We start from the raw sequence: 26,695 nt of genomic DNA on the forward strand, positions 1-26,695 counted from the left end.
CCACCGGCCGACCGACTGGCGGAGACGATTCCATAACTACGATTCGAGGGGACAATCCCATGCGCTTGCGTACCACCCTGGCCGGCCTCGCCCTGGCCATCGCCACCGTTCATGCCGATGCCGAGAGCATCCGCATCGCCATCGGCACCCAGGACACCACCATCAACTGCGCCACCGGCGGCCTGCTCATCCGCGAGCTGGGCCTGCTCGACAAGTACCTGCCGAAGGACGGCAAGTACCAGGACGTGAAGTACGATATCGAGTGGAAGAACTTCACCAGCGGCGCGCCGCTGACCAACGAGATGGTCGCCGGCAAGCTGGACTTCGGCGCCATGGCCGACTTCCCCGGCTCGTTCAACGGCGTCGCCCACCTCGACGCCGGCAAGCGCAGCCTGTTCCTCAGCGTGCTGTCCGGCAGCACCCGCGGCAGCGGCAACGGCATCGTGGTGCCGGCGTCCTCCAGCGTGCAGTCGCTGGCCGAGCTGAAGGGCAAGACCATCTCCGTGCCGTTCGCCTCCACCGCCCACGGCATGCTGCTGCGCGCCGTCGCCGCCCAGGGCTGGGACCCGCAGAAGGACGTGCGCATCATCGCCCAGGCGCCGGAGATCGCCGGTTCCGCCCTGCGCAGCAACCGCATCGAGGCCCACGCCGACTTCGTGCCGTTCGCCGAGCTGTTCCCCAATCGCGGCTTCGCCCGCAAGATCTACGACGGCTCCCAGGCCAACGCGCCGACCTTCCACGGCGCGCTGGTCGATGCCGAGTATGCGAAGAAATACCCGGAAGTGGTCACCGCCTACCTGCGCGCCAGCCTGGAGGCCGACCGCCTGATCGCCGAACAGCCTGAGAAATACAGCGAGCTGATCGAGAAGGTCACCGGCATCGAGGCCGAGGTGAACTACCTGTTCCACGGCCCGCTCGGCCTGCAGACCCGCGACCTGACCTGGAAGCCGGAATACCGCCAGGCACTGGCCACCTCCATCGACACCCTCAAGCTGCTGAAGAAGACCGACCGCGGCCTGGACGTGGACCAGTTCGTCGACGACCAGTACATCCGCGCCGCCTTCAAGCAGGCCGGCAAGGACTACGACAAGGCCCTGGCCGACTACCAGCCGCTGCCGCTGCAGGCCAGCGATGCACTGACCGGCCAGCCAATCACCGATTTCAAGCGCCTGGCGCAGATCTGGGTGCGCGGCGAGGACAAGGTGCGCCACTACAGCTCGCCGGAAGCCGCGCTCAAGGCCCTGGCCGCGCTGGAGGAGGAGGGCAAGGACATCCGCGCCATCTACGCCCAGGCCGCCGACAGCGGGATCAAGCTGCTGGCCAACCAGGCCTGGTTCGTGCGCAACGGCAAGGGCGAGCTGAGCGCCTTCCTGCTCAAGGACCAGGCCGAGGCCTACGCCCAGCAGCACGGCGGCACCGCCCTGGACTTCGTCAGCGCCAACCAGCAGGCCGTCGCCAGCCTTTGATGGACGGACAGCTCCCTCTCCCTCCGGGAGAGGGTTGGGGTGAGGGGGCCACAGGCGGCTCGCAGGTGCCTGCTAGCCCCTCACCCCCTGCCCCTCTCCCAGAGGGAGAGGGGAGCAAAGCCCTGAGTTCGTGCCTGATGTCTTCGAGTTACGGTTGGAGATTTCAATGAACTACTTATTCCGCTGGCCCCTGCGCCTAGCCTCGCTGGCCGCCTGCCTGCTGTTCTGGCAGGTGGCCGCCACCGCGCGGCTGGACCTGGGCCTGCTCACCTTCACCTACGTGCCCACGCCCGGCGCGGTGCTCGATGCGGCCTGGCAACTGCTGCAGTCCAGCCAGTTGCTGGCGCATCTGACCAGCAGCCTGGGCAGGGTGTTCGCCGGCTACCTCGCCGCAGCCGTGATCGGCGTGCTGCTGGGCCTGGCCATCGGCCGCTCGAAATGGGCCGAGGACAGCCTGCTGCCGCCGCTGGAAGTGCTGCGGCCGATTCCCGCGGTGGCCTGGATTCCCCTGGCCATCCTGATGTTCCCGTCGTCGGAGCTGTCGATGGTGTTCATCACCTTCACCGGCTCGCTGTTCCCCATCCTGCTCAACACCATCCACGGCGTGGAGGGCGTCGACCCGCGCCTGATCGCCTCGGCGCGCAGCCTGGGCGCGGGGCGCCTGGCGATCCTGCGTGAGGTGATTCTTCCCGGCGCGGCGCCGAGCATCGTCACCGGCCTGGCCATCGGCATGGGCACCTCGTGGTTCTGCCTGGTCACCGCCGAGATGATCTCCGGCCAGTTCGGCATCGGCTACTACACCTGGGAGTCCTACACCATCCAGAACTACCCGGACATCGTCGTCGGCATGCTGCTGATCGGCCTGCTCGGCATGGCCAGCAGCGGCCTGGTCAAGCGCCTCGGCGGCCTGGCCACGCCCTGGTACCGCAGTGGAGCACAGCGATGAGCGTCTACGAAAAAGCCCCCGAGCCCGGCCGCATCGATGGCCGCCAGCTGTCCATCCGCCTCGGCCGGGGCCGCGACGCCTTCGAGGCGGTGCAGGCGCTGGACTTCGCCGTGGAGCCCGGCGAATTCGTGTGCATCCTCGGCCCCTCCGGCTGCGGCAAGTCGACCCTGCTCGGCGCCCTGGCCGGCCACCTGCGGCCCGCCGGCGGCAGCCTGCTGGTGGATGGCGCGCCGATAGCCGGGCCGTCGCCGGAGCGTGGCATGGTGTTCCAGCACCACACCCTGCTGCCCTGGCGCAGCGTGCTGGACAACGTCGCCTTCGGCCTGAAGATGCAGGGAATCGGCAAGGCCGAGCGCCACCGCCAGGCCGCCGAGATGCTGCGTCTGGTCGGCCTGCAGGACTTCGCCGCGCGCTGGCCCAGCCAGCTCTCCGGAGGCATGCAGCAGCGCGCCGAGATCGCCCGCGTGCTGATCAACCGGCCGCGCCTGCTGCTGATGGACGAGCCGTTCGGCGCCTTGGATGCGCAGACTCGCGCACGCATGCAGGAGCTGCTGCTGGACATCTGGACGCGCATCCGCACGACGGTCGTGTTCGTCACCCACGACATCGACGAGGCGCTGTTCCTCGCCGACCGCATCCTGGTGATGAGCCCGCGCCCGGGGCGCTTCATCGAAGACCTGCGTCTGGACTTCCCGCGCCCGCGCAACGCCGGCCTGCTGACCAGTCCCGGCTTCGTCCACCTCAAGCGCCACTGCCTGGAACTGCTGCGCCACGAGGACGGCCGCGAACTGCCGCGCCTGACCCCGCTGGGCCTGCCTACTACCGAACATCCGCCACTGCGAATCGCCCTATGACTGCTCTCACTACTGACAACCCGGACATCCTCGACCTGCTGCCGCGCCTGGAGGCCGACGACGCCGGCGTGCGTCGCATCGCCCTGATCGAACTGGCCGACCTGGAAGACCCCGAGGGCCTGCCCTGGCTGACTCGCGCCCTGGCCGCCGACCCGGACGCCGAGGTGCGCGCCGAGGCCGCGCGCCTGCTGGAGGCCTGGGAAGAACCCGAGGTGGTGGCCGCCCTGTGCGCCGCCCTGGCCGACGCCGACGAGGCGGTGCGCGCCGCCGCCGCGCAGAGCCTCTCCGAACTGAAGAGCGCCGAGGCGGGGCGGGTGATCCTGCCCTGGGTCGGCCACGCCGACGCCTTCGTCCGTGCCAGCGCCTTGCGCGCCCTGCGCGAACTGCGCCTGGCCGAGGCGGCACCGCTGGCCCTGTCGGCGCTGGGCGACGGCGATGCCTTCGTCCGCCGCGAGGCGGTCGGCATCCTCGGCTGGCTCAAGCGCGGCGAGGCACTGCCGGCGCTGGCGAGCCTGGCCAGCACCGACCCGGACACCGAAGTGCGCCGCGCCGCCACCGGCGCCCTCGGCCTGGCCAGCGACGCCAGCGTGCTGCCGGCCCTGCGCGCGGCCCTGCGCGACCGCGAATGGCAGGTGCGCGAGGAGGCCGCCACCACCCTGGGCAAGGTCGGCCAGAGCGACGCCGGCCCGGCGCTGGTCGAGGCCCTGGCCGACGGCTACTGGCAGGTGCGCCTGCGCGCCGCCCGGGCGCTGGGCAAGCTGCGTTTCGCCGGCGCGCTGAGCGCGCTGGTCGAGCTGCTCGGTCACAGCATCAGCAACCTGCGCAAGGAGGCGGCCCTGGCCCTTGGCGAGCTGGCCGACCCGGCCGCGCTGCCGGCCCTACAGGCGGCGGAGAACGATGGCGACCCCGAAGTTCGCAAGGCCGTGCGCATCGCTCTCGGCCAGTTGCAGGGCACGCCGCGATGAACGCGCCCAGCGCCCTGCGCAGCGCCGCCGGCCAGTTGCGCCTGGAATGGCCGGACGGCCAGGTCAGCCAGCTCAGCCACGCCTGCCTGCGTGCCGCCTGCCCCTGCTCGCAGTGTCGCGCCGCGCGCCTGCACGGGCGCATCGACGCGGTGCCGGCCGAGGTGCGTCTGCGCGCCATCGGCCAGCAGGGCTACGGCGTGCAGCTGGTGTTCAGCGATGGCCACGACAAGGGCATCTATCCCTGGAGCTATCTGCGCGACTTGGCTTGAATGGTTGCCTTCGCGGGTTTCACCCGCCCTACGGTCCGCGGCGTAGGGCGGGTGAAACCCGCGTTGCGTTCAACACGCTGAAACCGCCGCCGTAGCCCGGATGCAATCCGGGAATGCCCCACGAAATCTTATATTCAATAAAGTTTGATAAATAAAATTATTAATTATTTTTTAGTTATATGAGGCCGGGCATAGAGTAGCCCTCAACGAGGCGGTGCAGACCTTCTGCCGACCCCGACTAGCCCACTAGAGGACTCGCCCATGCCGGTTGTAGAAATCACCCCCAACACCCTTCGTCCCGCCAGCCTGCGCAGCGTGCTGGAGATCGCCAGCGGCGAGCTGCTGGCCCGCGGCCGCGCCCGTGGCGTCGAGCAGGGCAACGCCTACGCCGGCAGCCTGTACCCGCCGGAGGCCTGGGCCCTGGCCGAGGCCGGCGCCGTCACCCTGGTGGACGTGCGCACCGCCGAGGAACTCAAGTACGTCGGCCGCGTGCCGGGCAGTGCCCACGTCGCCTGGCAGACCGGCCCGGCGCTGATCAAGAACCCGCGCTTCCTGCGCGAACTGGAGAACAAGGCCGGCCGCGACCAGGTGCTGGTGCTGCTGTGCCGCAGCGGCAAGCGCTCGGCCGCCGCTGCCAGGGCCGCCACCGAGGCCGGCTTCACCCAGGTGTTCAACGTGCTGGAAGGCTTCGAGGGCGACCTGGACGGCCAGCGGCAGCGCGGCGATACCGGCGGCTGGCGCCACTGGGGCCTGCCGTGGGTGCAGGACTGAGCGCGCGCAGGCGCCCGGAACCTGTCGCCAGCCGTCGCGGCCCAAACTCTGCGAGGCGGTGCGGGCGCGGCGCCCGATGATCATCCGGGGAGGTCGCTTCCCGGTCCGCCGCTGACGCGAGGCCGACGCACGGCAGACTTCCCACGGTCCCAAGGATTCCCCATGTCCAACAAGCTCTCCGCCGGCCTCGACGGCCTCATCCAGACCCCGACCGAGGCCGTGGCGAAGCCGGTCAACTGGCAGCTCGACCAGATCGTCGACCAGCTGCGCGCCGCCCGCGCCGAGTGGCGCAGCAGCACCGGCCGCGCCCGCGAGCTGGGCAGCCGCGAACTGCCGTCGCGCCAGGCCCTGGAGGTGATCTTCGCCGACCTCTGCGGCGCGCTGTTCCCCATGCGCCTCGGCCCCAGCGACCTGCGCCAGGAGAGCGAGGACTTCTACGTCGGCCACACCCTGGACAGCGCGCTCAACAGCCTGCTCGGCCAGGTGCGCCTGGAGCTGCGCCATGCCGCCCGCCAGCGCGGCGAGCCGGAGGAGGGCAGCGACGCCGGCGCGGTGCAGATCGTGCGCGACTTCGCCGCCGCGCTGCCGGGCCTGCGCCGCCTGCTCGACAGCGACGTGATCGCCGCCTATGCCGGCGACCCGGCCGCGCGCAGCGTCGACGAGGTGCTGCTGTGCTACCCCGGCATCCTCGCCGTCATCCACCACCGCCTGGCCCACCACCTGTACCGCGCCGGTCTGTCGCTGCTGGCGCGCATCGGCGCGGAGATCGCCCATTCCGCCACCGGCATCGACATCCACCCCGGCGCGCAGATCGGCCACAGCTTCTTCATCGACCACGGCACCGGCGTGGTGATCGGCGAGACGGCGGTGATCGGCAACCGGGTGCGCATCTACCAGGCGGTGACCCTGGGCGCCAAGCGCTTCACCGCCGACGAGACGGGCCAGCTGCACAAGGGCCAGGCCCGCCATCCCATCGTCGAAGACGACGTGGTGATCTACGCCGGGGCCACCATCCTCGGCCGCATCACCATCGGCAAGGGCTCCACCATCGGTGGAAACGTCTGGCTGACGCGCAGCGTGCCGCCCGGCAGCAACGTCACCCAGGCGAGCCTGCAACACCAGGCAGGCAACGCCGGGTAGACCCCGGCGGCCCTGCGGCCAACCTTCGCGCACACCCTCCACGGTCGCCCTCGCGGCGGCCGGCGGGCCCCTGCGCGCCATAAGAACGCAACAGGAGTGATTCATGGCTGACAATCAGGATGTACGTCTGGCCCTCGGCGACAGTGCCGCCCGGCAGCTGGCGAACGCGACCAAGACCGTACCGCAACTTTCCACCATCACCCCGCGCTGGCTGGTCCACCTGCTGCAGTGGACGCCCGTGGAGGCGGGCATCTTCCGCCTGAACAAGGTGAAGAACCCGCTCAACGTGCAGGTCGCCTGTTCCCAGCGCGACGAAGCGGTGCTGCCGCAGACCTTCGTCGACTACGAGGAGGCGCCGCGCGAATACTTCCTCAACGCGGTGACCACCATCCTCGACGTGCACACCCGCGTCTCCGACCTCTACAGCAGCCCGCACGACCAGATCCGCGAGCAGCTGCGCCTGACCATCGAGACCATCAAGGAGCGCCAGGAAAACGAGCTGATCAACAACCCCGAGTACGGCCTGCTGGCCAGCGTCGACCCGACCCAGCGCATCTCCACCCTGACCGGCGCGCCGACCCCGGACGACCTCGACGAACTGATCGCCAGGGTGTGGAAGGAGCCCGCCTTCTTCCTCGCCCACCCGCTGGCCATCACCGCCTTCGGCCGCGAATGCACCCGCCGTGGCGTGCCGCCGCCCACCGTCAGCCTGTTCGGCTCGCAGTTCATCACCTGGCGCGGCCTGCCGCTGATCCCGTCGGACAAGGTGCCGTTCGACGAGAACGGCAAGACCAAGATCCTCCTGCTGCGCGTGGGCGACAAGCGCCAGGGCGTGATCGGCCTGTACCAGCCGGGCGTGGCCGGCGAGCAGAGCCCAGGCCTGTCCGTGCGCTTCATGGGCATCAACCGCAACGCGATCGCGTCCTACCTGATCTCGCTGTACTGCTCCCTGGCGGTGCTGACCGAGGATGCCCTGGCTGTGCTCGATGACGTGGAGGTCGGCAAGTACCATGACTATCCAGATACCTACAAGTGAACCCCGGGCCGCCGGCCTGCCGGACCTGGACGGTCTGGCGCGGCTGGCCAACGAGCTGTTCTCGGCCAAGCCCGGGGAGGAGCCGCGCGGCTTCGATGCGCCGAACCTGAGTGCCCACGAGGCGCCGCTGGCGGCGACCCCGCCGGCAGGCACGGCGGGCGGCCTCGACCTCGGCTCGCCGCAGGCCTACACGGCGGCGATTCCGCAGGTCTACCCTGGGGCCTCCATCGTCCAGTCGCCGGGTGGCGGCGGGGCGCCGGCGCCATCGAGCTACTACTTCGCCGACCAGGCGCCGCCCGTGGCCGCGCCGGCGGGGGAGGACCGTGTCTCCGCGCAGAGCCACGGCCTGCCCGGCGGCGACGCGCTGGGGCAGATCCTCCAGTCGATCCTCGCCGAGCCGGAAGCGGCTCCGCGCGGGCAACCTGGCGGTAGCGGGCAGTTCTACTTCCTCGACCAGGGCGGCGCGCCACGCCTGGAGAAGGCTCCGCAGCCGGGTGGTCAGCCCCAGGCCTCGGGCAGCTTCGACGTCAACGCCGTGCGCCGCGACTTCCCGATCCTGCAGGAGCGGGTCAACGGCAAGCCGCTGGTGTGGTTCGACAACGCCGCCACCACCCAGAAACCGCGCCAGGTGATCGAGCGCATCAGTTATTTCTACGAGCACGAGAACTCCAACATCCACCGCGCCGCGCACGAACTGGCGGCGCGCGCCACCGACGCCTACGAGGGCGCACGGAGCAAGGTGCGGCGCTTCCTCGGCGCGCGCTCGGAGGAGGAGATCGTCTTCGTCCGTGGTGCCACCGAAGGCATCAACCTGATCGCCAACACCTTCGGCCGCAAGTTCATCGGCGCGGGCGACGAGATCATCGTTTCCCAACTGGAACACCACGCCAACATCGTGCCCTGGCAGCAGCTGGCGGCCGAGGTGGGGGCGAAGATCCGGGTGATTCCGGTGGACGACACGGGGCAGATCATTCTCGAGGAATACGCGAGATTGCTCTGCCCGCGTACCAAGCTGGTGTCCGTCACCCAGGTCTCCAATGCCCTGGGCACCGTGACGCCGGTGGCCGAGATCATCGGCCTGGCCCATGCGGTCGGCGCGCGGGTGCTGGTGGACGGTGCGCAGTCGGTCTCGCACCTGCGGGTCAACGTGCAGGCGCTGGACGCAGACTTCTTCGTGTTTTCCGGGCACAAGATCTTCGGCCCCACCGGCATCGGCGTGGTCTACGGCAAGAAGGACCTGCTCGAGCAGCTGCCACCCTGGCAGGGCGGCGGCAACATGATCGCCGACGTGACCTTCGAGAAGACGGTGTACCAGCCGGCCCCGGCGCGCTTCGAGGCCGGCACCGGCAACATCGCCGACGCGGTGGGCCTGGGGGCGGCGCTGGACTACGTGGATCGGCTGGGCCTGGAGAACATCCAGCGCTACGAGCACGACCTGCTGCAGTACGCCACCCGCGGCCTGGCGCCGATCCCCGGGCTGCGCCTGATCGGCACCGCGGCGCACAAGGCCAGCGTGCTGTCCTTCGTCCTCGACGGCTATCGCACCGAGGAAGTAGGCGCGGCGCTGAACCGCGAGGGCATCGCCGTACGCTCCGGCCACCACTGCGCGCAGCCGATCCTGCGCCGCTTCGGCGTGGAGGCCACGGTGCGCCCGTCGCTGGCCTTCTACAACACGGTGGACGAGGTCGACCTGCTGGTGAGCACCGTGCAGCGCCTGGCCAACAGACGCTGAATCGCCCGTGCGCACCTCACGAGGGTGCGCTCGCGCAATTGAGATCAGCCCCGGCCGCGAGGCCGGGGTTTCTTCCGCAGGATCACCGGGGAACCTGCCAGGCCATCGCGCAACGGCTCCCCGGCGCGAAGCCCTGCGCGTACTCCGCCGCGAGCTGCTCCGCCAGACGCCGATCCAGCTCCGCCGGCGGGATACGCCGGAAGCCCAGGCGCTCGTAGAACGGCGCGTTCCACGGCACCTCCGCGAAGGTCGTCAAGGTCACGCAGCGCAACCCCTCCGACCGTGCATACTCCATTGCCGCTTCCAACAGCCGGCGGCCCAGGCCGTTGCCCTGGCTGCCATGGCGAACGGACACCTCATGCACATGCAGCGCCTCGGCCTGTCGTTCCGCGCTGAGAAACCCATGAATCCGCTTCGCATCGTCCACCGCCACCCAGCAGGTGGATTGCGCGATCGACAGGCGATGCCGCTCCGCCGCCATCGGCTCCCCGTCGGCAAGCCAGTCCAAGTCCTCTATCGAGCGGAAGGCCAGGGCGGCGGAGCGCTCGACCTCGGGCAGGAGGTCGGCTTCGTCGAGGGTGGCGGGGCGGAGGGTGAAGGGCATGGGGTCTCAAGCGGAGCAGCTATAGGGTGGATGAGATACGGTTTTTTCCGGGCTTGTCGAGGTGGCGGTCGCTGTTCTTTACGATGGAGCAAGTTTCGTAGGGGAGCAGCGCTGAACACTGTTGCTCGGCAGGTGTGGATGCTGGCAAAGGCAGCTATCGGCCAGCTACTGCGGCCACAAGTGCACCGCTGCTGTTCTGAAGGGGCTACCGACGCATACGGGATGCTTGAGCGCTTGACTGGCTCGGGTTCGGCAAAACGGTGGCCCCCTCGAACTTTCCAGGCTGTTCGGCATTACCCGCGTAATGGCTTAAGATAACCGGTTGCCGAAAGAACCGTCATGGCCATAGCCATGAAGGGCTTTCATTCTTTACAGACAAGTGTGGTGAAGATGAACAAGCCTTTCATTTCGCTGTGCCCTGAAATTACTCGGGCACACGCGCTGACGCTGATGGACTGGTTGGAGGATGAGCGCGTCACCTGCTACCTGAGCGATTCGCGTCATACCTCACGCTTCATCGAGCAAGCCATCGATCGTACTCAATTACCGATCCTGACCCATCTATTCAACCGGGGCGGCCGATTCTTCATGGCCTATGACCGGCATGACGCTCCGGTGGGTTTTGTCCGTCTCATCAAGACCGGGGCACATTGCGAAATAGTCCTGGTCATCGGAGACAGCGACAAATGGGGCCGAAACCTTGGCGCCAGCACGATCCGCGAAGGCATGAAACTGGCCTTCCTCGACATGCGGGCCGAAAAGCTCATCGCCAAGATCCACCCGGACAACGTGCGCTCGCTGAAAGCCTTTCTGAGCAGCGGCTTTCTGCTTGAGAGCGAAACGCCTGCATTGAAGTCATTTTCCATGACGGTGGGGCGCTATCTCCAGTTCTTGCGCGAAGGCACCGTTGGCGACTCCACCAGGATCTATATCACTGAAATCGACAAAACCAGGCTCGAGAGTCTGATCGCGCTCGAGCAAGGCCCGGCCGTTGTTGAACTCGAACATGAGCTTGAACGCGCCATTGTCGTCAGGCCGCAGCAGGTGGCGTGCGATGTCGTCACGATGAACTCCAGGGCCTTGCTGCAGCTGGACGAAGAAGAGATCGAAGTGGCCTTGGTCTACCCGGAAGACGCAGACACCAACGCTGGGAAGCATTCCGTGTGTTCCGACATCGGCGCTGCCATCCTGGGTTATCAGGAGGGAGACGCCATCGACTGGCGAATTGCTGATCGGACCCGCCGGATTGCGATCAGGAAAGTGCTTTACCAGCCGGAGGCTGCGGGCCATTTCCACCTATGATCGCACCTTCAGCTCCGTGTTCGTCCATCAGCCGCGAGGATCCACCAAAGGACGGAGCCTCGCTTTCCGTACATGATGCGGACGCCTGCAAAGGCCGCGCCGTTAACCGTCTGTGACCGGGCTGGCGCGGACTGCTGACTGGCCTGGTCTACCTAAACACTTTTGAGCGGCTGCTTTTGGCTGCTAGCTGCCTTCGAGTTCAGTTAGCTCTGCTTGGATTAGCCCCACTCGTGCTCACTTCTCGCTCCCCGACTTCTTCGCAAGAAACTTATAGATACTGCCCAGATCGGTATACCCGAGCAGCGCACCGATCGCTTCCTTCGACATGCCAGCGCGCATTTTTTCCTCGATCACCCGGGAGCGTTCCCGATCCCTGAGCACGGAGAACGACAGGCCTTGGGCGCCCAGTTTGCGCTGCAGGCTGCGTGGGCTCATGCAGAGCGACTGCGCCAGTTCGTGCAGGGAAAAGTCCGGGTCCGCCAGGTTCTCGCGAATGAGCAGCGAGGCCAGGGACGTCAGGTCTTCCTGTTCGGGGAGCGAGGGGTAGTGCGGGGCGGGGGCTAGCAGGCCTTCCAGGATCGGGTTGGAGGTGCTCAATGGCTGGCCGCCGATATGCCTGCCACGCAGGATCAGCCGGTTCGTTGGTCGTTTCAGGAGCACGCGGAAGCCAGCATCATCCAGGCGGTGGCCGAGTCCTTCGAAGCCTTGGCGCAGTTCGATGGTGAGGGCATCCTGGTCGAGGAGTGCGTGACTCATGGACTGGGCCAGGTGGAAGACCGAGAAGCTGACGGCCAGCGGATCGCGCAGTTCGGCATCGAAGTCGACTTCCACGCGATGCTCGTCCTGGTTGATGAAGCCACGCGCATCCTGCTGTCCACTTAGATGCATGAACTTGCGGCCTGCGGCGCCGATGTTCTCGCTGCACATCATCCATAGCTGGAACCTGTCCGGCTTCTGCAGCCAGCTGCCGGACAGTGCCGTGATCCCGTCCAGATCAAACCCGCCGAAATAGCGGCCCATCATGTCGTTCAGCTGGCGGGTGCTGACCCTCACGAGCTCCGTATCCATCTGCCGCAGCCGCGCGATCTCGAGGTCCGCCCTGTCGGCCCGTCCGGGCAGCTGGAAGCCATGGAACATGGACGGCGGTAAGTGATGCATTCGGCTCATTTCGGATACCCGTCGGTGATCTCAAATGTGGCGCGACTTTCCAGGAAGTCGGCGCCGTTGGCGATACTCGTCGAACTGTCGTGTTCCTAGAATCCGGCCCAGCCCTGGGGACGAGGGCGTATGCGGCGCCGCAGCCAACCGATGCTCGCACCCGAGGGGGCCGGGCGACAACAAGAACGACACAGGGGCACGACACCCATGAAGAACCTTCGTACCGGGGCTGGAGTCCTGGCCGCCGGCGTGCTGCTGGCTGGCCTGGCATCGCCGGCGATGGCGCAGCCGCAATTCGAGCGACTGGTCTCCTTCGGCGACAGCTACGCCGATTCGTACATCAACCTGCTGCCGCTGTGGACGGGCCTGCCGGGCACCTATCCGTCGCAGGGCGTGGCGCCCGAAACGCTCGCTGCTTCCTACGATTTCGTGCCCTTTCCCTATTGGTTGAAGAGCGAACTAGGCCTGGCCGATGCGCAGATGACCAGCTACGCGATCGGCGGCTCGACCAGCCAGCCGACCAACGCCGTGGGCATTCCCTACAGCCTGCCTTTCCAGGTGGAGACCTGGGGCGGACGGCGTTTCGGCGAGCATGACCTGGTGACGCTGAGCATCGGTGGCAATGACGGCCTGGTGGCCAGCGGCACGCTGCCCATGTACACGGGCAATCCCGACGGCCAGGCGTTCGGGCGGGCCGAGGCGGTGGCGCTGGCCGACAGGGCGTCGGGCAATATCCAGGCGACCCTGCAGACCTTCGCCGCGGCGGGCGCGCGCAACATAGTGCTGGCCAGTTTCAGCGACATGGCAGGGATTCCGGCGACGGCCATCGCGCCTCACCGGGAATCGCTGAGCGTCTACGGCGAAAACCTGTTCGAGGGCATCCAGCAGAAACTCCGCCCTCTGGCGCAGTCGGGGACACGTATCTTCCTCGTCGACGTGGCGCGCGTCGGCGAGCAGGTCAGGGCCAACCTGGCAGGCTATGGCTTCGGTTCATATACCTACGCTGGCGAAAGCGAGCGGCCCAGCCTGTTCCAGCCGGACAACATCCACCTGTCCAGCCACGGCTTCGAGGTGCTGGCGCAGTACATGGGCAACGTGGTGGCCGCGCCCCATGCCCACGCCGTACAACCCCGGGTGGCGCAGGCCTCGGCCAGGACCTTCGGTGGAGCGCTGCTCGACCGCCTGGATGCGAGCCGTTCGTTCGCTTCCACGCCCGAAGGTTTCACCCTGTACGCCATTGGTGCTCATCGCTCGGGGGATCGGGACGACGGCGAACAGAGGCTCGGCGATGACTACCGCGCCGGCAGCGGCACCCTCGGTGGCGAGCTGCACATCACGCCGCAACTGCGTGCGGGGCTTGCGCTGGGCTATACCGAGGTTGGCAGCGATCTGGATAGCGGTGACGAGATCGACGACCAGGCCTTCCAGCTTGCTGGCTACCTGTCCTACTACGACGGCGGCTGGTTCGGCGACGCCTTGCTAGGCTACGGGCGGCATGACCTCGATCTGGACCGACGCGGCGTGCTGTACCCGGTCAGCGGCAGCACCGATGCCGATACCTTCGGCGCGGTCCTGCGCGGCGGCTACCTGTTCGGTCTCGGCGGTTTCCGCGTCGGCCCGCTACTCGGTCTGCGCTACAGCCGTACCGAGGTTGACGGTTACCGGGAGCGCGGTGATGCGCTGCTCGCCTATCGGGTCGATGGACAGACCCTGACGTCGAAGACCGGCGAGGCGGGGGTACAGCTACGCACACCTTTCCATGTCGCCGGCCGGACCATGGAGGGCTATCTGAACCTGACTTGGCAGCATGAATTCGGCGACAGGAGCCGCACGCTGACCACCACGCTGGAGCAGGCTCCGCTGTTGCCGATCCGCACCTCGGTGGATGACTTCGAGTCGCGAGACCATGGGGTGGTCGGTGGCGGTGTCTCTCTCGCGTTGAGCGACAACCTGAGCGTGGCGCTCAGCGCGTCCACGACCTTCGCCGGCGATGACGGGCACCCGTATCAGGTCGGTACTTCGCTCGACTATCGCTTCTAGCCCCGCCCCGGGGAGAGTGCATCTCTCCCCGGACTCCGGTTGCGCATGAGGGCAGCGCTACGCTTCCTCGACCACCCGGTTGCGCTGTACCCCGAGGTCCACCACGCCATCGCCGCTGCGGATGCTGGCCTCGATCAGGTCACCGACCTTGAGGTACTGGGTGCGGCCCTCCTGGGCCTTCATGAACAGCTTCCACTTGGTCGCTTCCGGCAGCAGGGCGGCGAGGCGTTGCTTGGCCGGCGAGGGTATGGACAGGGCGCAGCCGGCCGGGGTGCCGGTGGCGATCAGGTCGCCGGCGGCGAGGTCCTGCACGGTGGAAAGCTCGGCGAGGGTCTGCGCCGGGCCGTGGACCAGGTTGGCGGTGCTGTCGTACTGGCGCACCTGGCCGTTCACCGTCAGGCGCAGCTGCAGGTTCTTCAGGTATTTCATCTCGTCCGGCTGCAGCAGGCACAGGTAGGGACCGACCGGGCCGAAGGTGCGGAAGCTCTTGCCCTTGTAGAACTGCATCTGTGGAATCTGCACGTCACGGGCCGAGTAGTCGTTGACGATCACCACGCCGGCGACGAACTCGTGCAGGTTGTCATCGTCGACCGCCACCGGGCCGGTGATGTCGCGCTTGAGCACCAGGCCCAGCTCGATCTCGTAGTCGAGGAAGCGCACGTTGCGCGGCTTGATCAGCGGGCTGTCCGCCGCCACCAGGCAACTGCTGGCCTTGGTGAAGATCATGTTGAAGTGCTTGGCGTCCGGGTCCATGCCGGACTCGATCATGTGCTGGCGGTAGTTGGCGCCCTGGCAGATGAACTGCTGGTTGCGCGTCACCGGGGCGAGCAGGGTGACCTCGTCGAGGGCCAATTCCGCGCCGTCCAGCCGTGCCAGGTCGGCCAGGTCGTTGCCGGCGATGAAGTCGCCGGTGGTGGCGAACTCGCCGGGCACCCGGGAAATGCGTCCGTCGCGGATCACGCCCCACTGGCTGCGGTTCTGGTGTTCGAAGCGGACGACGTGGACGGCCATGGAGGCGCTCCTGTTATGGGCCGAGGCGCAGGCGCATCGGCAGGTCGTGGGTGGTCAAGGGTAGCGGTGATGGAGGCTCGCTTCGTCAGTGTCCGGCCACCTCCATTGCTTTTCACGGGGGCGCAGGGGCATGGTCAGGCGCTGGGGACTCCGAAGGCAAAGTCCGAGGGCTCGAACCGGTCGGTGGTATCCATGCGGATGTTTCGCAGGGCCGCCGTTTCCAGGTGCGAGGCGTACAGAGGCTCCGAAAAATAGCTGATCAGGATGGAGCGGCGGCGCGTGCCGCTCGCGTTCAGGCTGCCCGCATGCACCAGGTCGACATCGAACACCAGGATGTCGCCCGCGGAGCCTGCAAGCTGCACGGACCGGGATTCGTCATCGAAGTCGAATGGCGGCGCTCCCCGCTCGGGGCGATGGCTGCCGGGGACGAGCCGGGTCGCGCCGTTGCCGGGGCCGTAATCATCGAAATAGGCCAGGGCGTTCACGCTGTCGCCCGGCCGCTGGGCCGACAGGTCGCGGTGCAGCCGCTGGTGACCGCCTCCGGCCAGGGGCTCGCGGCCTTCCACCTGCGCGAGGAAGAAGCGTTCTCCGATCAACTCGCCGGCCACCGCCAGCACCTCGGTCAGACGACACACCGCCTGGATCTTCGCATCGAAGTCCAGCAACGAATGGCGCCAGTCCGCACCACGCGGCACGGGCCACTGGTCCGGCGGCCGCACACCGGCATCGAACGCGGCACGCAGATCATCCAGCCACTCGGCCGGGATCGCCCGGCGGAGCAGCACGTAGCCGTCCCGATGCAGTTGCTCGCAGCCAGTCATGGCTTCTTCGATTTCCTTGACCATCAACGCATCCTGCTGGGCGGCCCGGGGCTGGGCGAAGGCATCGTGTGATTGAAAGGCCGGAGCCTGGATTCTGTGGGGCCGATGAGATCGGAGCCGGTCGGATGAGGCACCGGGAGTTCCGTTTTCAAGCCAGGGTAGACGAAAACGGCCTCGTCTTGTCTGGCCACAAGCGAACGGTCAGGAGCGTGCCCTCAAGGGCGTTGGCGAAAGCGACCTGCGAGCGAAGGCGGTTGCTCGACCCGCGGGCATAAAAAAGTTATGTCCCCATTGTGTGTTGGTGGCGCAATCCTGCTGTTGTGGGAGCGGCTGGGCGGCATTCCGATTAGCCGCGACATTCGCGGATAAATCCGTTCCCATAAGGCGCGCAACAACCAGGCTCTGTACGAAAAGTGCCTGCGCTCGGTGATGCTTCGTTAAAAACGGGTTCGGGATGCTCATTTACAGCTCGTAAACTCGCATGCGAGCCCAGTCTGCTTCCTCACCTGTTTTTGTGGGGGCGCCTAGCCCTCGCCTGACCTTCGCTCACGACTTTTCGTACAGACCCTAACGGGGACATAGCCATAAAAAAGCCGCCCCGAGGGGGCGGCAAGGTCTCCAGCAGATTTCGATGACGGGTGTGCTGGAGGCGGTTCCTCCTGGCGCGGCGGTCAGCGGATGCCGATGGCGCGCAGCGCCGCCGGTGTGAAGTCCGCGGTCTTGGCCTTGAGGCCGAAGCGGTAGGCGTTCTTCACCTTGTTGAACATGTAGTTGCCCAGGTAGCGGCCCGAGATCAGGTCGTAGGTCAGCTCGCCGGCGGAGATCTGTGTCTGCACGTCGTACAGCGGCAGGATGTGGTTCTCCGAGACGCGCCACAGGTTGCCGCGGGCGTCGTAGTGGTCGGCCTCGACGATGGTCCAGCTGTCTTCGTCTATGAACAGGTGGCGCTTGGAGTAGACGTGGCGCTGTCCCTCCTTCAGCGTGCCGACGATTTCCCAGACCCGGTGCAGCTCGTAGCGGGTCTTGTCCTGGTTGAGGTGGCCGGGGGTGATCAGCTCGTCGTAGCTGTTGGCCGGGTCGGCCAGGCGGAAGCTGTTGTAGGGCACGTACATCTCGCGCTTGCCGACCAGTTGCCAGTCGTAGCGATCCGGCGAGCCGTTGAACATGTCGGTCTGGTCGGTGGTGCGCAGGTTGCCCGGGCCGGGGCTGTCGTAGGCCACCTGCGGCGCGCGGCGCACCCGGCGCTGGCCGGAGTTGTACTGCCAGGCCATCCGCGGTTCCTTCACCTGGTTGAGGGTCTCGTGGACCAGCAGCACGCCGCCCACGTCGCGCGCCGGCGCGATGTTCTCGGAGGTGAAGTAGTAGAGGATGTTCTTCGACTTCTTCGGGTCGTAGTCCAGCAGTTCCTCGCTGTAGGCCAGGCGGTCGCGCTCGGTCTTCCACGAGTAGTCGCCGGTGGGGGTGGTCATGAAGGCCGTGGTTTCCCGGGTGAAGCTGCCGCCGCGGTAGCGGGTGATGTGATTCCACAGCACTTCCAGGCCGTTCTGCGGGATGGGGAAGGCCAGCGGGCTGGAGTAGTTCTCCAGGCCGTTGCCGCCTTCCACCGTCTGCGTGGTGGTGGCGTTGCGCCGCGCGATCTCGTAGGCCTTCTGCGGCCAGGCGATGCTGCGGTGGGTGGTGTACACGGGAATCTTGTAGGTGTTGGGGTAGCGGGCGAACAGCGCCTGCTGGCCCGGGCTCAGTTGCTCCCGGTACTGGTCTAGGTTCTGCGCGGTGATGGTGAACAGCGGCGCCTCCCCGGCGAACGGATCGGCGCGGAAGCCGTCGCTGACCTGGCCGGCGTCCTGCGCCAGGCCGCCCGTCCATTCGGGGATGCTGCCGGCGGCGTTGCCGGCGCGCTCGGCGCCGACCGGGGTGAGGCTGGTGCCGAGCCTGTCCGCCTGCGCCGCGTCCACGGCGGCATGGGCGGTGTTGAGCAGCAGCGGCAGGCACAGCGAGAGCGCGCAGCGCGAGAAGAGGGTGGGTCGATTCATGTGGAGCATCCTCAAAACGTCACGCCGATGCTGGCGCTGATGAAGTCGCGGTCACCGTTGGTGGCGTAGTCGCCGCCGAAGAAGTCGGTGTAACTGATGCTGGCTTCGTAGTTGTTCAGGTACTTGGCGCTGAGGCCGATGCTGACGGCCTTGCTGCCCTCGGTGAAGTTGGGGCCGTAGCCGTCCACGTCGTGCGACCAGGCCAGGCTGGGGCTGAGGTCGAGTCCGCCGATCACGCCGTTGTAGGTCAGGCCGGCGCGCAGGCGGTAACCCCAGGAGTTGCGGGTGAAGAAGCCCTTGTCGTTGCAGTATTCCGGCAGGCTGCTGAGCACGGCCCGGCACAGGTCGGTGCCGTCCTCGCCGAAGTATTCGCCCGGCCCGAAGTGGCTGGCGCGGCCGAAGCGGAACTCGCCCCACTTGCCCTCGCTGATGCCGTTGAGGTGGTTGAAGGCCACTTCGCCGATCAGGTTCAGGCGGCTGGCGCCCAGCACCTGGTCGAAGGTCTGCACCACGCTCACCTGGCCCTGGGTCATGGGCACGCGGGTGTAGCCCTGGACCTCGTCGCCGGGGATGCCCGAGTTGGGGATGATGCTCGGCACCAGCGGCGACAGGCGCAGGGTGGCGTAGGTCAGGTCGTCGACGCCCAGCGGCATGTTCGGCCGGTGGCTCAGCTCGCCTTCCACGGAGGCGGTGCCCACGGTGGTGGCGAAGCTCAGGCCGTACAGGCGGATGTCCTCGGGGTAGGAGAGGAAGTACTGGGCGTAGGCCGCGCCGTAGCCCGGGGTGGCGAAGGGGTTTTCCGCGCTGCTGATGACCGAGTTACCCACCGGCATGCGGCTGTGGTAGTTCAGGTAGTAGAGGCTGAACTCGGTGTCGTTCAGCTCCGGCACGAACCAGCGCAGGGCGAGGCCGAACTGGCCGCTGTCGCGGGCGTCGCGGTCGCCGCCGCGGGGCAGGTAGATGGTGTTGCCGTTGCGGCCGCTGTTGTCGGATCGGCCCGGTTCGATGTCCCGCCCGCTGACCACGTAACGGTCGTCGCAGCCGTCGGCGATGATGTCCGAGCTGGCGAAGAAGGTGCCGCAGTTGTCGGCGACGGTCTGGTCCCACTCCAGCTGGTAGAAGGCCTCCACGCTGATGTCTTCGGCCAGCGCCTGCTGCAGGTAGAACATGTTCACCGGCAGCAGGCCTTCCTTCAGCTCCGAGCCGGGGCGGCGCAGGGCGTTGGCGTCCAGCGGGTTGATGCTGTTGATGCCGCCGCCGATGAACAGGCTGCCGCCCCAGCTGACCACCTGCTTGCCGACGCGGACCGAGCCGGGCAGGTCGGCGACCTCGTAGTTGTGGTAGACGAAGGCGTCGAGCAGCTCCACGCCGGACGACTGGGCGCCGCGCTTGCGGTTGTCGTCGCGGATGTCGTAGAGCAGGCGGTGCTCGTCCTTCAGCTCGAAGTCGTACCAGTACTTGCCGCGCAGGAATACCCCGGTGTCGCCGTATTTCAGTTCGAGGTCGTGGATGCCCTTGAAGATCTTCGAGAAGGTCTCACCCTTCTTGAAGTTCAGGCGCGCGTCGTCGGAGGTGCGGGTATCGCCCTTGCCGCCGTTGCCGGCGCCGATGAAGTCGCGGTCCGGCGCGCGGACCGCCCAGCTCGCGCCGATGGACAGGGCCGAATCGAACTTCCCTTCCACTTCGCCGATGTTGAAATTGACCGCTTGGGCGCCGGCCATGTAGCTCGCCGTCGCCACCGCCAGGATGGCTGCACCGGGCATGCCGGGCCGCTTGATGGTTGGTTTCACGTCTGTTCACCTTTTCTTGTTTTCGATGCGGGCCCCAGCGAGCGCTGCGTTCCCGGGCATCCCTAGGCTTGGCGAGTCAGGGCATTGATGTACTGTTTTTGTACATATGTATGAACTGATCTCCATAAGACGCTATACATATGTGATTGACATGTAAATCTGTACGGTTTTTGTGCATGCGTGTCGGCCGCGCGCCAGAGAGGCGCGGGCGAAGGGGGGAGGCAAGGGCAGGGGGCCGGCGCGGGATAGCACGCCGGCCAGGGCGGGAGGTCAGCCCGGCAGGGTGCCGGTGTAGCGGGCGCGGTGGCGGATCAGCGGGTGCTGGTTGTACTGCTCGCAGGCGTGGGCGATCCAGCCGATCAGGCGGGCGACCGCGGCGAGGGCCAGTTCCTGGCCGCCCAGGTTGAGTTTGCGGCCGACGAAGCTGACCAGCAGGATGAACTCCGCCGGGTGCTGCACCAGCTCCTCTGCCACCTGCATTGCCTTGAGCAGGCGCAGGTAGTCCGGGTCCTCGGCGAACATCGCGTCGAGGGTCTTCTTCAGGTTGATGGCGCGCGGGTCGGCGACGCTGTGCACGTGGTGCGCGGTGTGCGCGTTGGCGCAGAAGCCGGGGATGTCGCCGCCCTGGCTGTAGTACTGGAGGATCGGCTCGGCCGGGTCCTTGGCGTTGCAGATGTCCTCCAGCAGGTGGCTGACCGCCTCGTTGCGGCCGTAGGCGACGCGCCGCCCGCGCGCCGTGGCCAGGCCGGTGATCGCCGCGTAGTAGGGGGTGATGCCGGTGTTCGCCGCCGCCCGCACGCTATAGGTGGAGTGGTCCAGTTCGTGGTCGATGCACAGGATCAGCATGCGCCGGATCAGGTCGGCGAAGCGCTGGTCGACGCCGCACGACGAGGCGATGAATTCGTGCAGCGGGCGGGTGTCCGGTGCCGTCGCGCCGACCACCAGCGCGGCGAGCCAGCGCACCACGTCGGCGCCGGTGCGCGCGTAGCCTTCCGGCGACAGGTCGAAGGCCTTGGGGTTCTCCCGTTCCACCAGGGGGAACAGGGCGATGGCCTTCTCGATCACCGTGGTGTGGCCGTACAGCTCCAGCAGCTGCGGCACGCCGGCCGGCATGTGCGGCAGCGTGTCGCCGAACGCGCCCGGCACCTGCCAGAACATCTCCGCCACCTCTTCCACCGTGGCGGTTTCCACCAGTTCGTTGACGTCCCGGCCGCGGTAGTACAGGCCGTCCTCGGTGAGCAGGGTCAGCGAGCTGTGGGAGTCCGCGCCGCGCTTGCCCGGCGCTCCGTCGCCGCCGTTGCGCGAGCCCTTGACCAGGCGCTGGATGTCCGCCGCCCAGTAGCGCCGCTTGCGCGAGCCCTCGATCTTCACCGAACGGATGTTCTTGCGGCCCACATAGGCGTACAGGGTCGGCAGGTTGACGCCGAGCAGGCCGGCGGCCTCCTCGGCGGAGAGGTACAGCTCATCTTGGTTGGCCATGGCGCCCTTCAGGTAGACATTTTCAGTACAGATTTACCGATGTTAGTCGACTGTTTACATTCCTGTAAATCATTGCTGCGAGGCGTCTATGTAGGCCCTTCCAGCGCTTGCCCGCTTCCCCTGTGAGAGGTCGATCCGATGAAGTCCACCCATCTCCTTTCCCTCGTCCTGTTGCTGCCCCTCGCCGCCCAGGCCGGCGACTCCGGCCTGCGCTCCATCGGCCTGGGCGTGTCCGCCGCGCAGAGCGTCTACGCCGGCGAAGGCAGTTCCGTGTCGGCGCTGCCGCTGCTGCACTACGAGGGTGAGCGCTTCTTCGTGCGTGGCCTGACCGGCGGCGTGCACCTGTACGAAGGCGAGGGCTTCGGCCTGGATGCTATCGTCGCCGGCCGCTTCGACGGCATCGACGCCGACGACTTCGGCCGCGCCGAACTGGCCGACAACGGCATCGACCGCGACCTGCTGGACGACCGCGACAACGGCCTCGACCTCGGCCTGCGGGCCTCCTGGAAGGGCGCCGCCGGCGAGCTGCGGGCCACCGCCCGGGGCGATGTCAGCGGCGCCAGCGACGGCTACGAGCTTGAGCTGGAGTACGGCTACCCGTTACGCCTGGCCGATGCCACGCTGACGCCGTCGCTGAGCGTGAGCTACCTGTCGGACAAGCTCGCCGACTACTACTACGGCACCCTGGGCGACGAGGAAGCGCGCGGCGTGGCGCGCTATCGTCCCGGCAGCGCGGTGGTGCCGGGCGTGGCGCTCGGCCTGGCGCAGCCGCTCGGCGAGCGCTGGCTGCTGAATGCCGAGGCGAGCTACCGGCGGCTGCCGGGGCGCATCGGCGACAGCCCGCTGAGCGAGGGCGACTCCGGCGTGGCCGGCGTCAGGGTAGGGCTGTCCTGGGTTTTCGACTGAAGGATGTACGAAAAAAATACAGATTTACGTATATGTGATCAATGTGTACTTTTCGCTTCGTCGTGCATCCGGGCAGCCCGCTGCCTGATGCGCGAGCCCCTACCTGAACGCTTCTGATAACAAGGACAAGAGAATGGCTTGGGTTGGTTTCGCGATGGTCTCGGTGTTCATGCTGCTGATCCTCACCCGGCGGCTGTCGGCGATCGTCGCGCTGATTCTGGTGCCGGTGGCCTTCGGCCTGGCGCTCGGCCTCGGGCCGGAACTGGGCAAGATGATCATGGACGGCGTCCTCAAGGTGACGCCGACCGCGATGATGCTGATGTTCGCCCTGCTGTACTTCGCGGTGATGTTCGACGCCGGCCTGTTCGAGCCGGCGGTGAAGCGGATCATCCGCTGGGTCGGCGACGACCCGCTGCGCATCACCCTGGGCACCGCCGCGCTGGCGACGATCATCTCGCTGGACGGCGACGGCGCGACCACCGTGCTGGTGGTGGTCACCGCCTTCCTGCCGGTGTACCTGCGCCTGGGCATGAACCCGCTGATCCTGGCGGTGATGCTGCTGCTGACCAACACGGTGATCAACATCGTGCCCTGGGGCGGGCCGACGGCGCGCGCCGCCAGCGCCCTGCACGTGGATGCGCTGGAGGTGTTCCTCGGCCTGATCCCGGCCATGCTGGCCGGCCTGGCGTACGCCTTCGCCGCCGCCTGGTGGCTGGGCAAGCGCGAGCGCCGGCGCCTCGGCTGGGTGGCCGGCCAGGCGCTGGCGGCGGAGCCGGCGCGGGAGCGCGAGGCCAAGGCCAGCCACCGGCCGCGGCTGTTCTGGGTCAACCTGGCGCTGACCCTGGCCCTGGTCGCCTCCATGGGTCTGGGCATCGCCCCGCTGCCGGTGCTGATGATGGTCGGCCTGGCCCTGGCCATGGTGATCAACTACCCGCGCCTGGCTGACCAGCGCGAGCGGGTCGCCGCCCATGCGGAGAACGTGCTCAACGTGGTCGCGCTGATCTTCGCCGCCGGTGCCTTCACCGGGATTCTCAGCGGCTCGGGCATGGTCGACGGCATGTCCCAGGCCTTCCTCAACGTGGTGCCGGAGGGCTCCGGGCCCTACATGAGCCTGATCACCGCGCTGGCCGCGATCCCCTTCACCTTCGTCATGTCCAACGACGCCTTCTTCTTCGGCATCCTGCCGATCCTCAACGGCGCCGCCGGGCAGTACGGCGTGGACCCGCTGCACATCGCCCGCGCCTCGGTGCTGGGCCAGCCGGTGCACGCCCTGAGCCCGCTGATCGCGGCGCCCTACCTGCTGGTGGGGCTGCTCAAGCGCGACATGGGTGAGCTGCAGCGCCACTGCCTCGGCTGGGCGCTGGGCAGCTCCGCGGTGCTGATCCTGGCGGCGCTGGCGACCGGCGCGATCCTCTAGAACCACGCACCCGTGAACCACCACGCCCCCGTCGTCCGCGACAGGGGGATGGGCGGCGGCTTGCCGCGAGAAACGTAGGAAGAGAGACGCAATGAACAGGCAATCCCCGCGCAAGGTCCTGGTGACCCAGCGCTTCTTCGACCCCGACAGCCTGGCCTACCTGCGGAGCCAGGGTTGCGAGGTGAGCATCGCGCCGCTGTCGGAGCGGCAGGGCGACGGCGACCTCGACGAGGAACAGCTGCTGGCGCTGCTGGCCGATGCCGACGCCTGGATCGTCGGCCACGCCTGGGTCACCGCCCGGCTGCTGGCCGGCCTGCCGCGGCTCAAGGTGATCGCCCGCCGGGGTGTCGGTTACGAGCGGGTCAACGTCGAGGCGGTGCGTGCCAGCGGCAAGGTCGCCACCATCGCGGTCGGCGGCAACGACGCCAGCGTCGCCGACCACGCCATCGCCATGATGCTGGCCCTGGGGCGCCTGGGCGAGGCCAAGGCGCGCATGGTCAGGGGCGACTGGGCCATCGCCCTGGGCCGCGACCTGTACCGCAAGACCGTCGGCATCGTCGGCCTGGGCCGCATCGGCCGCGGTGTCGCCAGGCGCCTGGCCGGCTTCGACGCCGAGGTGCTGGCGTACTCGCCCAACCCGGACTGGGAGTACGGCCTGGAGGCCGGCGTGCGCTACGTCGACCTCGACCGGCTGCTGTGCGAGAGCGACTACGTGACCCTGCACGCCCCCCTGCTGGAGGACACGCGCTTCCTGATCGACGCCGCCGCCCTGCGCCGGATGAAACCCACGGCCTACCTGATCAACACCGCCCGCGGCGGCCTGGTGGACGACCGCGCGCTGCTCCAGGCGCTGCAGGACGGCGTCATCGCCGGCGCCGGCCTGGACGTGTTCCTCAGCGAGAACGACCCCCTCTACCGGCCCACCACCGAGGCGCTGCTGGCGCTGCCGAACGTGGTGGCCACCCCGCACAGCGGCGCCTCGACCCATGAAGGGCTGCAGCGCACCAACCTGATCGCCGCGCAGTGCGTCGTCGCCGTGCTGAACGGCGACACGCCGCCAGCGTCCTGCGTCATCGCCGATGGGCGTGGCCACTTTCCAAGCGAGGAATGACCCATGGAAAAACCGATAAAAGTACTCGTCCCCACCGGCTGCATCGGTTCCGGCATACGCCTGGACCTGTTCGAGCAGGCCCTGCTGGAGAAGCCCGACGTGATCGCGATGGACGGCGGCTCGACCGACTCCGGCCCGCACTACCTGGGCACCGGCAAGACCAAGGCGTCGCCCGCCGTGCTCAAGGCCGAGCTGCTGGTGTACATGAAGGCGCGCGCCGAGCTGGGCGTGCCGCTGATCATCGGCAGCAGCGGCACCTGCGGCTCCGACGCGGGCGTGGACCTGCTGCGCGGCCTGTGCCTGGAAGTCGCCGCCGAGCTGGGGCAGACCGTGAAGATCGCCGCCATCTACGGTGAGCAGCCGGCCGCCACGGTGGTCCAGGCGCTGGCCGACGGCCGCGTGCTGCCGCTCAACCCGGTGCGGCCCATCGACCAGGCGCTGGTCGAGCGCTGCTCGCGCATCGTCGCGGCGATGGGCGTGGAGCCGTTCATCCACGCGCTGGAGCAGGGCGCCGAGGTGATCGTCGCCGGTCGGGCCACCGACACCGCGGTGCTGGCCTGCCTGCCGATCATGCGCGGCGCACCGGCCGGCCCGGCCTGGCACGCGGGCAAGATCATGGAGTGCGGCGCCCAGTGCACCACCACCCCGGCCGACGCCCTGGTGATGGCCGAGATCGACGACCGCGGCTTCACCATCACCGCCCTCGGCGAACAGGCGCGGCTCACCCCGCGCTCGGTCATGGCGCACATGCTCTACGAGAACAGCAACCCGCTGCTGCTGGTCGAGCCGGGCGGCGCGCTGAACGTCGAGGCGGCCACCTACACCGCCGTCTCCGAACGCAGCGTGCGGGTGGAAGGCTCGGTCTGGGAGCCGAGCGAGCGCTACACCGTGAAGCTGGAGGGCGCGGCCCCGGCCGGCTACCAGTCGGTGCTGCTCAGCGTGGTGCGCGGGCCGGAATACATCGCCCGCTTCGACGAGTGGCTGGCGCTGCTGGACGGCGTGATGCGCCAGCGCATCGAGAAGAACCTGGGCATCGGCCCGGTGGACTACGACCTGCAGTTCCGCGCCATCGGCAAGAACTCGGCGCTGGGCGAGCTGGAGCGGCAGGTCGGCCAGCCGGTGGAGATCGGCGTGCTGGCCATCGCCACCAGCCCGGAGGCTTCGCGTACCCAGGACATCCTGGCCCTGCTCAACCCGTACATGCTGCATTTCCCTCTGCCCGAGGACAAGGACCTGCCGACCCACGCCTTCCCGCTGTCGCCGGCCTCCATGGATCGCGGCCTGATCTACGAGTTCGTGCTCAACCACGTGATGGTGGTGGCCGACCCGCTGGCCCCGTTCCGTTTCGACATCACCACCGCAGGAGCCTGACCATGATCCATTCCCAGGGTTACGAAATCCGTTCGAAAAGCGCCGGGCCGTTCTGGCTGACCTTCGACATCTTCTGCGCCGACGCCGAGACCTTCCGCAACCTGTGCGCCGACCCGCACCTGAGCGGGCCGGCCATGGCCACGATGTTCCGCAGCGACCCGGAGCAGGTGCGCATCTTCCACGTGGCGCCGCTCAACGTGATCAAGATCAGCCTGCCGCGCCCGGTGGTCCAGGGCTCGGTGGCCGACCGCGACATGCACGGCGCGCAGTGGGGCTACGTGCTGACCGAGGAACTGGCCCGCCCGGGCGCCTGAGCGCCTGCGCCACGGCTCTGATCTCGCGGTTCCCTGTGATTTTCTCTCGGATGGCAACGATGGGACGCTCCCTCACCCTGCGCGGGCCGCCCCAGCCCTCTCCCAGAGGGAGAGGGAGCCAGACCGAGGTATCGATGGGCTCGGTGCCGACTCCAACTC

The 26,695-nt window shown here is 67.8% G+C and carries 23 protein-coding genes; 16 read left to right on the plus strand and 7 right to left on the minus strand.

Features of this window, described 5'->3' with window-relative positions:
- Positions 1–59: 59 nt before the first annotated feature.
- From N7640_RS21495 to N7640_RS21535, 9 genes are all read left to right on the plus strand, one after another.
- A complete protein-coding gene (locus tag N7640_RS21495) occupies positions 60–1,466 on the plus strand; it encodes an ABC transporter substrate-binding protein (RefSeq protein ID WP_279902642.1) in 1,407 nt (468 codons plus the stop codon).
- A 166-nt stretch (positions 1,467–1,632) separates the two neighbouring features.
- Positions 1,633–2,412, plus strand: coding sequence for an ABC transporter permease (locus N7640_RS21500; protein WP_279902641.1), 780 nt, complete (start codon positions 1,633–1,635; stop codon positions 2,410–2,412).
- On the plus strand, positions 2,409–3,266 hold the full coding sequence (locus N7640_RS21505) for an ABC transporter ATP-binding protein (RefSeq protein WP_279902640.1): 858 nt from the start codon (positions 2,409–2,411) through the stop codon (positions 3,264–3,266). The genes N7640_RS21500 and N7640_RS21505 overlap by 4 nt, the downstream gene beginning before the upstream one ends.
- Positions 3,263–4,231, plus strand: coding sequence for a HEAT repeat domain-containing protein (locus N7640_RS21510; protein ID WP_279902639.1), 969 nt, complete (start codon positions 3,263–3,265; stop codon positions 4,229–4,231). Before N7640_RS21505 ends, N7640_RS21510 begins: the two co-directional genes overlap by 4 nt.
- Positions 4,228–4,500, plus strand: coding sequence for a gamma-butyrobetaine hydroxylase-like domain-containing protein (locus N7640_RS21515; RefSeq protein WP_279902638.1), 273 nt, complete (start codon positions 4,228–4,230; stop codon positions 4,498–4,500). Before N7640_RS21510 ends, N7640_RS21515 begins: the two co-directional genes overlap by 4 nt.
- A 261-nt stretch (positions 4,501–4,761) precedes the next feature.
- Positions 4,762–5,271, plus strand: coding sequence for a rhodanese-like domain-containing protein (locus N7640_RS21520; protein WP_220812245.1), 510 nt, complete (start codon positions 4,762–4,764; stop codon positions 5,269–5,271).
- A gap of 162 nt (positions 5,272–5,433) precedes the next feature.
- Positions 5,434–6,411, plus strand: a complete 978-nt coding sequence (gene epsC, locus N7640_RS21525) for a serine O-acetyltransferase EpsC (RefSeq protein ID WP_279902637.1) — start codon at positions 5,434–5,436, stop codon at positions 6,409–6,411.
- Between the two features lie 103 nt (positions 6,412–6,514).
- On the plus strand, positions 6,515–7,447 hold the full coding sequence (locus N7640_RS21530) for a family 2A encapsulin nanocompartment shell protein (protein WP_220812249.1): 933 nt from the start codon (positions 6,515–6,517) through the stop codon (positions 7,445–7,447).
- Positions 7,422–9,179 (plus strand): family 2A encapsulin nanocompartment cargo protein cysteine desulfurase, encoded by a 1,758-nt coding sequence (locus tag N7640_RS21535; RefSeq protein ID WP_279902636.1) that lies wholly within the window; start codon positions 7,422–7,424, stop codon positions 9,177–9,179. The genes N7640_RS21530 and N7640_RS21535 overlap by 26 nt, the downstream gene beginning before the upstream one ends.
- Before the next feature lie 82 nt (positions 9,180–9,261).
- On the opposite strand, the gene N7640_RS21540 is transcribed toward N7640_RS21535, so the two are convergent.
- Positions 9,262–9,783 (minus strand): GNAT family N-acetyltransferase, encoded by a 522-nt coding sequence (locus tag N7640_RS21540; RefSeq protein WP_279902635.1) that lies wholly within the window; start codon positions 9,781–9,783, stop codon positions 9,262–9,264.
- Between the two features lie 339 nt (positions 9,784–10,122).
- Here N7640_RS21540 and N7640_RS21545 point away from each other — a divergent pair, with 339 nt between their 5' ends.
- A complete protein-coding gene (locus N7640_RS21545; protein WP_279902634.1) occupies positions 10,123–11,085 on the plus strand; it encodes a bifunctional GNAT family N-acetyltransferase/nucleoside diphosphate kinase regulator in 963 nt (320 codons plus the stop codon).
- A gap of 234 nt (positions 11,086–11,319) precedes the next feature.
- Here the strand turns inward: N7640_RS21545 and N7640_RS21550 are convergent, their stop codons facing one another.
- Positions 11,320–12,252, minus strand: a complete 933-nt coding sequence (locus tag N7640_RS21550) for a hypothetical protein (RefSeq protein WP_279902633.1) — start codon at positions 12,250–12,252, stop codon at positions 11,320–11,322.
- Positions 12,253–12,450: 198 nt separating this feature from the next.
- On the opposite strand from N7640_RS21550, the gene N7640_RS21555 reads away from it, so the two are divergent.
- On the plus strand, positions 12,451–14,283 hold the full coding sequence (locus tag N7640_RS21555; protein WP_279902632.1) for an autotransporter domain-containing protein: 1,833 nt from the start codon (positions 12,451–12,453) through the stop codon (positions 14,281–14,283).
- Positions 14,284–14,340: 57 nt separating this feature from the next.
- Here the strand turns inward: N7640_RS21555 and N7640_RS21560 are convergent, their stop codons facing one another.
- The 5 genes from N7640_RS21560 to N7640_RS21580 form a co-directional block, all read right to left on the minus strand.
- A complete protein-coding gene (locus N7640_RS21560) occupies positions 14,341–15,294 on the minus strand; it encodes a fumarylacetoacetate hydrolase family protein (protein WP_279902631.1) in 954 nt (317 codons plus the stop codon).
- A 134-nt stretch (positions 15,295–15,428) separates the two neighbouring features.
- Entirely contained in the window at positions 15,429–16,115 is a 687-nt protein-coding gene (locus N7640_RS21565; RefSeq protein ID WP_279902807.1) for a phytanoyl-CoA dioxygenase family protein, read from the minus strand.
- A gap of 671 nt (positions 16,116–16,786) precedes the next feature.
- Positions 16,787–18,148, minus strand: coding sequence for a DUF1329 domain-containing protein (locus N7640_RS21570; protein ID WP_279902630.1), 1,362 nt, complete (start codon positions 18,146–18,148; stop codon positions 16,787–16,789).
- A gap of 11 nt (positions 18,149–18,159) precedes the next feature.
- Positions 18,160–19,911: a DUF1302 domain-containing protein gene (locus tag N7640_RS21575; RefSeq protein ID WP_220812308.1), complete on the minus strand. Its 1,752-nt coding sequence runs from the start codon at positions 19,909–19,911 to the stop codon at positions 18,160–18,162.
- A 297-nt stretch (positions 19,912–20,208) separates the two neighbouring features.
- On the minus strand, positions 20,209–21,417 hold the full coding sequence (locus tag N7640_RS21580) for a citrate synthase (protein WP_279902629.1): 1,209 nt from the start codon (positions 21,415–21,417) through the stop codon (positions 20,209–20,211).
- Positions 21,418–21,555: 138 nt separating this feature from the next.
- Between N7640_RS21580 and N7640_RS21585 the strand changes: the two genes are divergently transcribed.
- From N7640_RS21585 to N7640_RS21605, 5 genes are all read left to right on the plus strand, one after another.
- Entirely contained in the window at positions 21,556–22,323 is a 768-nt protein-coding gene (locus tag N7640_RS21585) for a MipA/OmpV family protein (protein WP_279902628.1), read from the plus strand.
- Positions 22,324–22,456: 133 nt separating this feature from the next.
- Positions 22,457–23,740 (plus strand): citrate:proton symporter, encoded by a 1,284-nt coding sequence (locus tag N7640_RS21590; RefSeq protein WP_279902627.1) that lies wholly within the window; start codon positions 22,457–22,459, stop codon positions 23,738–23,740.
- A 91-nt stretch (positions 23,741–23,831) separates the two neighbouring features.
- Complete coding sequence (locus N7640_RS21595; protein ID WP_279902626.1) at positions 23,832–24,851, plus strand: phosphoglycerate dehydrogenase; 1,020 nt, start codon at positions 23,832–23,834, stop codon at positions 24,849–24,851.
- A 3-nt stretch (positions 24,852–24,854) separates the two neighbouring features.
- Positions 24,855–26,222: an acyclic terpene utilization AtuA family protein gene (locus N7640_RS21600; RefSeq protein ID WP_279902625.1), complete on the plus strand. Its 1,368-nt coding sequence runs from the start codon at positions 24,855–24,857 to the stop codon at positions 26,220–26,222.
- 2 nt (positions 26,223–26,224) lie between these two features.
- Positions 26,225–26,536 carry a DUF4387 family protein gene (locus tag N7640_RS21605; RefSeq protein WP_279902624.1) on the plus strand — a complete coding sequence of 104 codons (312 nt, stop codon included), beginning with the start codon at positions 26,225–26,227 and terminating at the stop codon, positions 26,534–26,536.
- Positions 26,537–26,695 lie beyond the last annotated feature (159 nt).

It is taken from the genome of Pseudomonas sp. GD04015 (genome assembly GCF_029837675.1).
Classification (GTDB): Bacteria; Pseudomonadota; Gammaproteobacteria; order Pseudomonadales; family Pseudomonadaceae; genus Aquipseudomonas; species Aquipseudomonas paralcaligenes.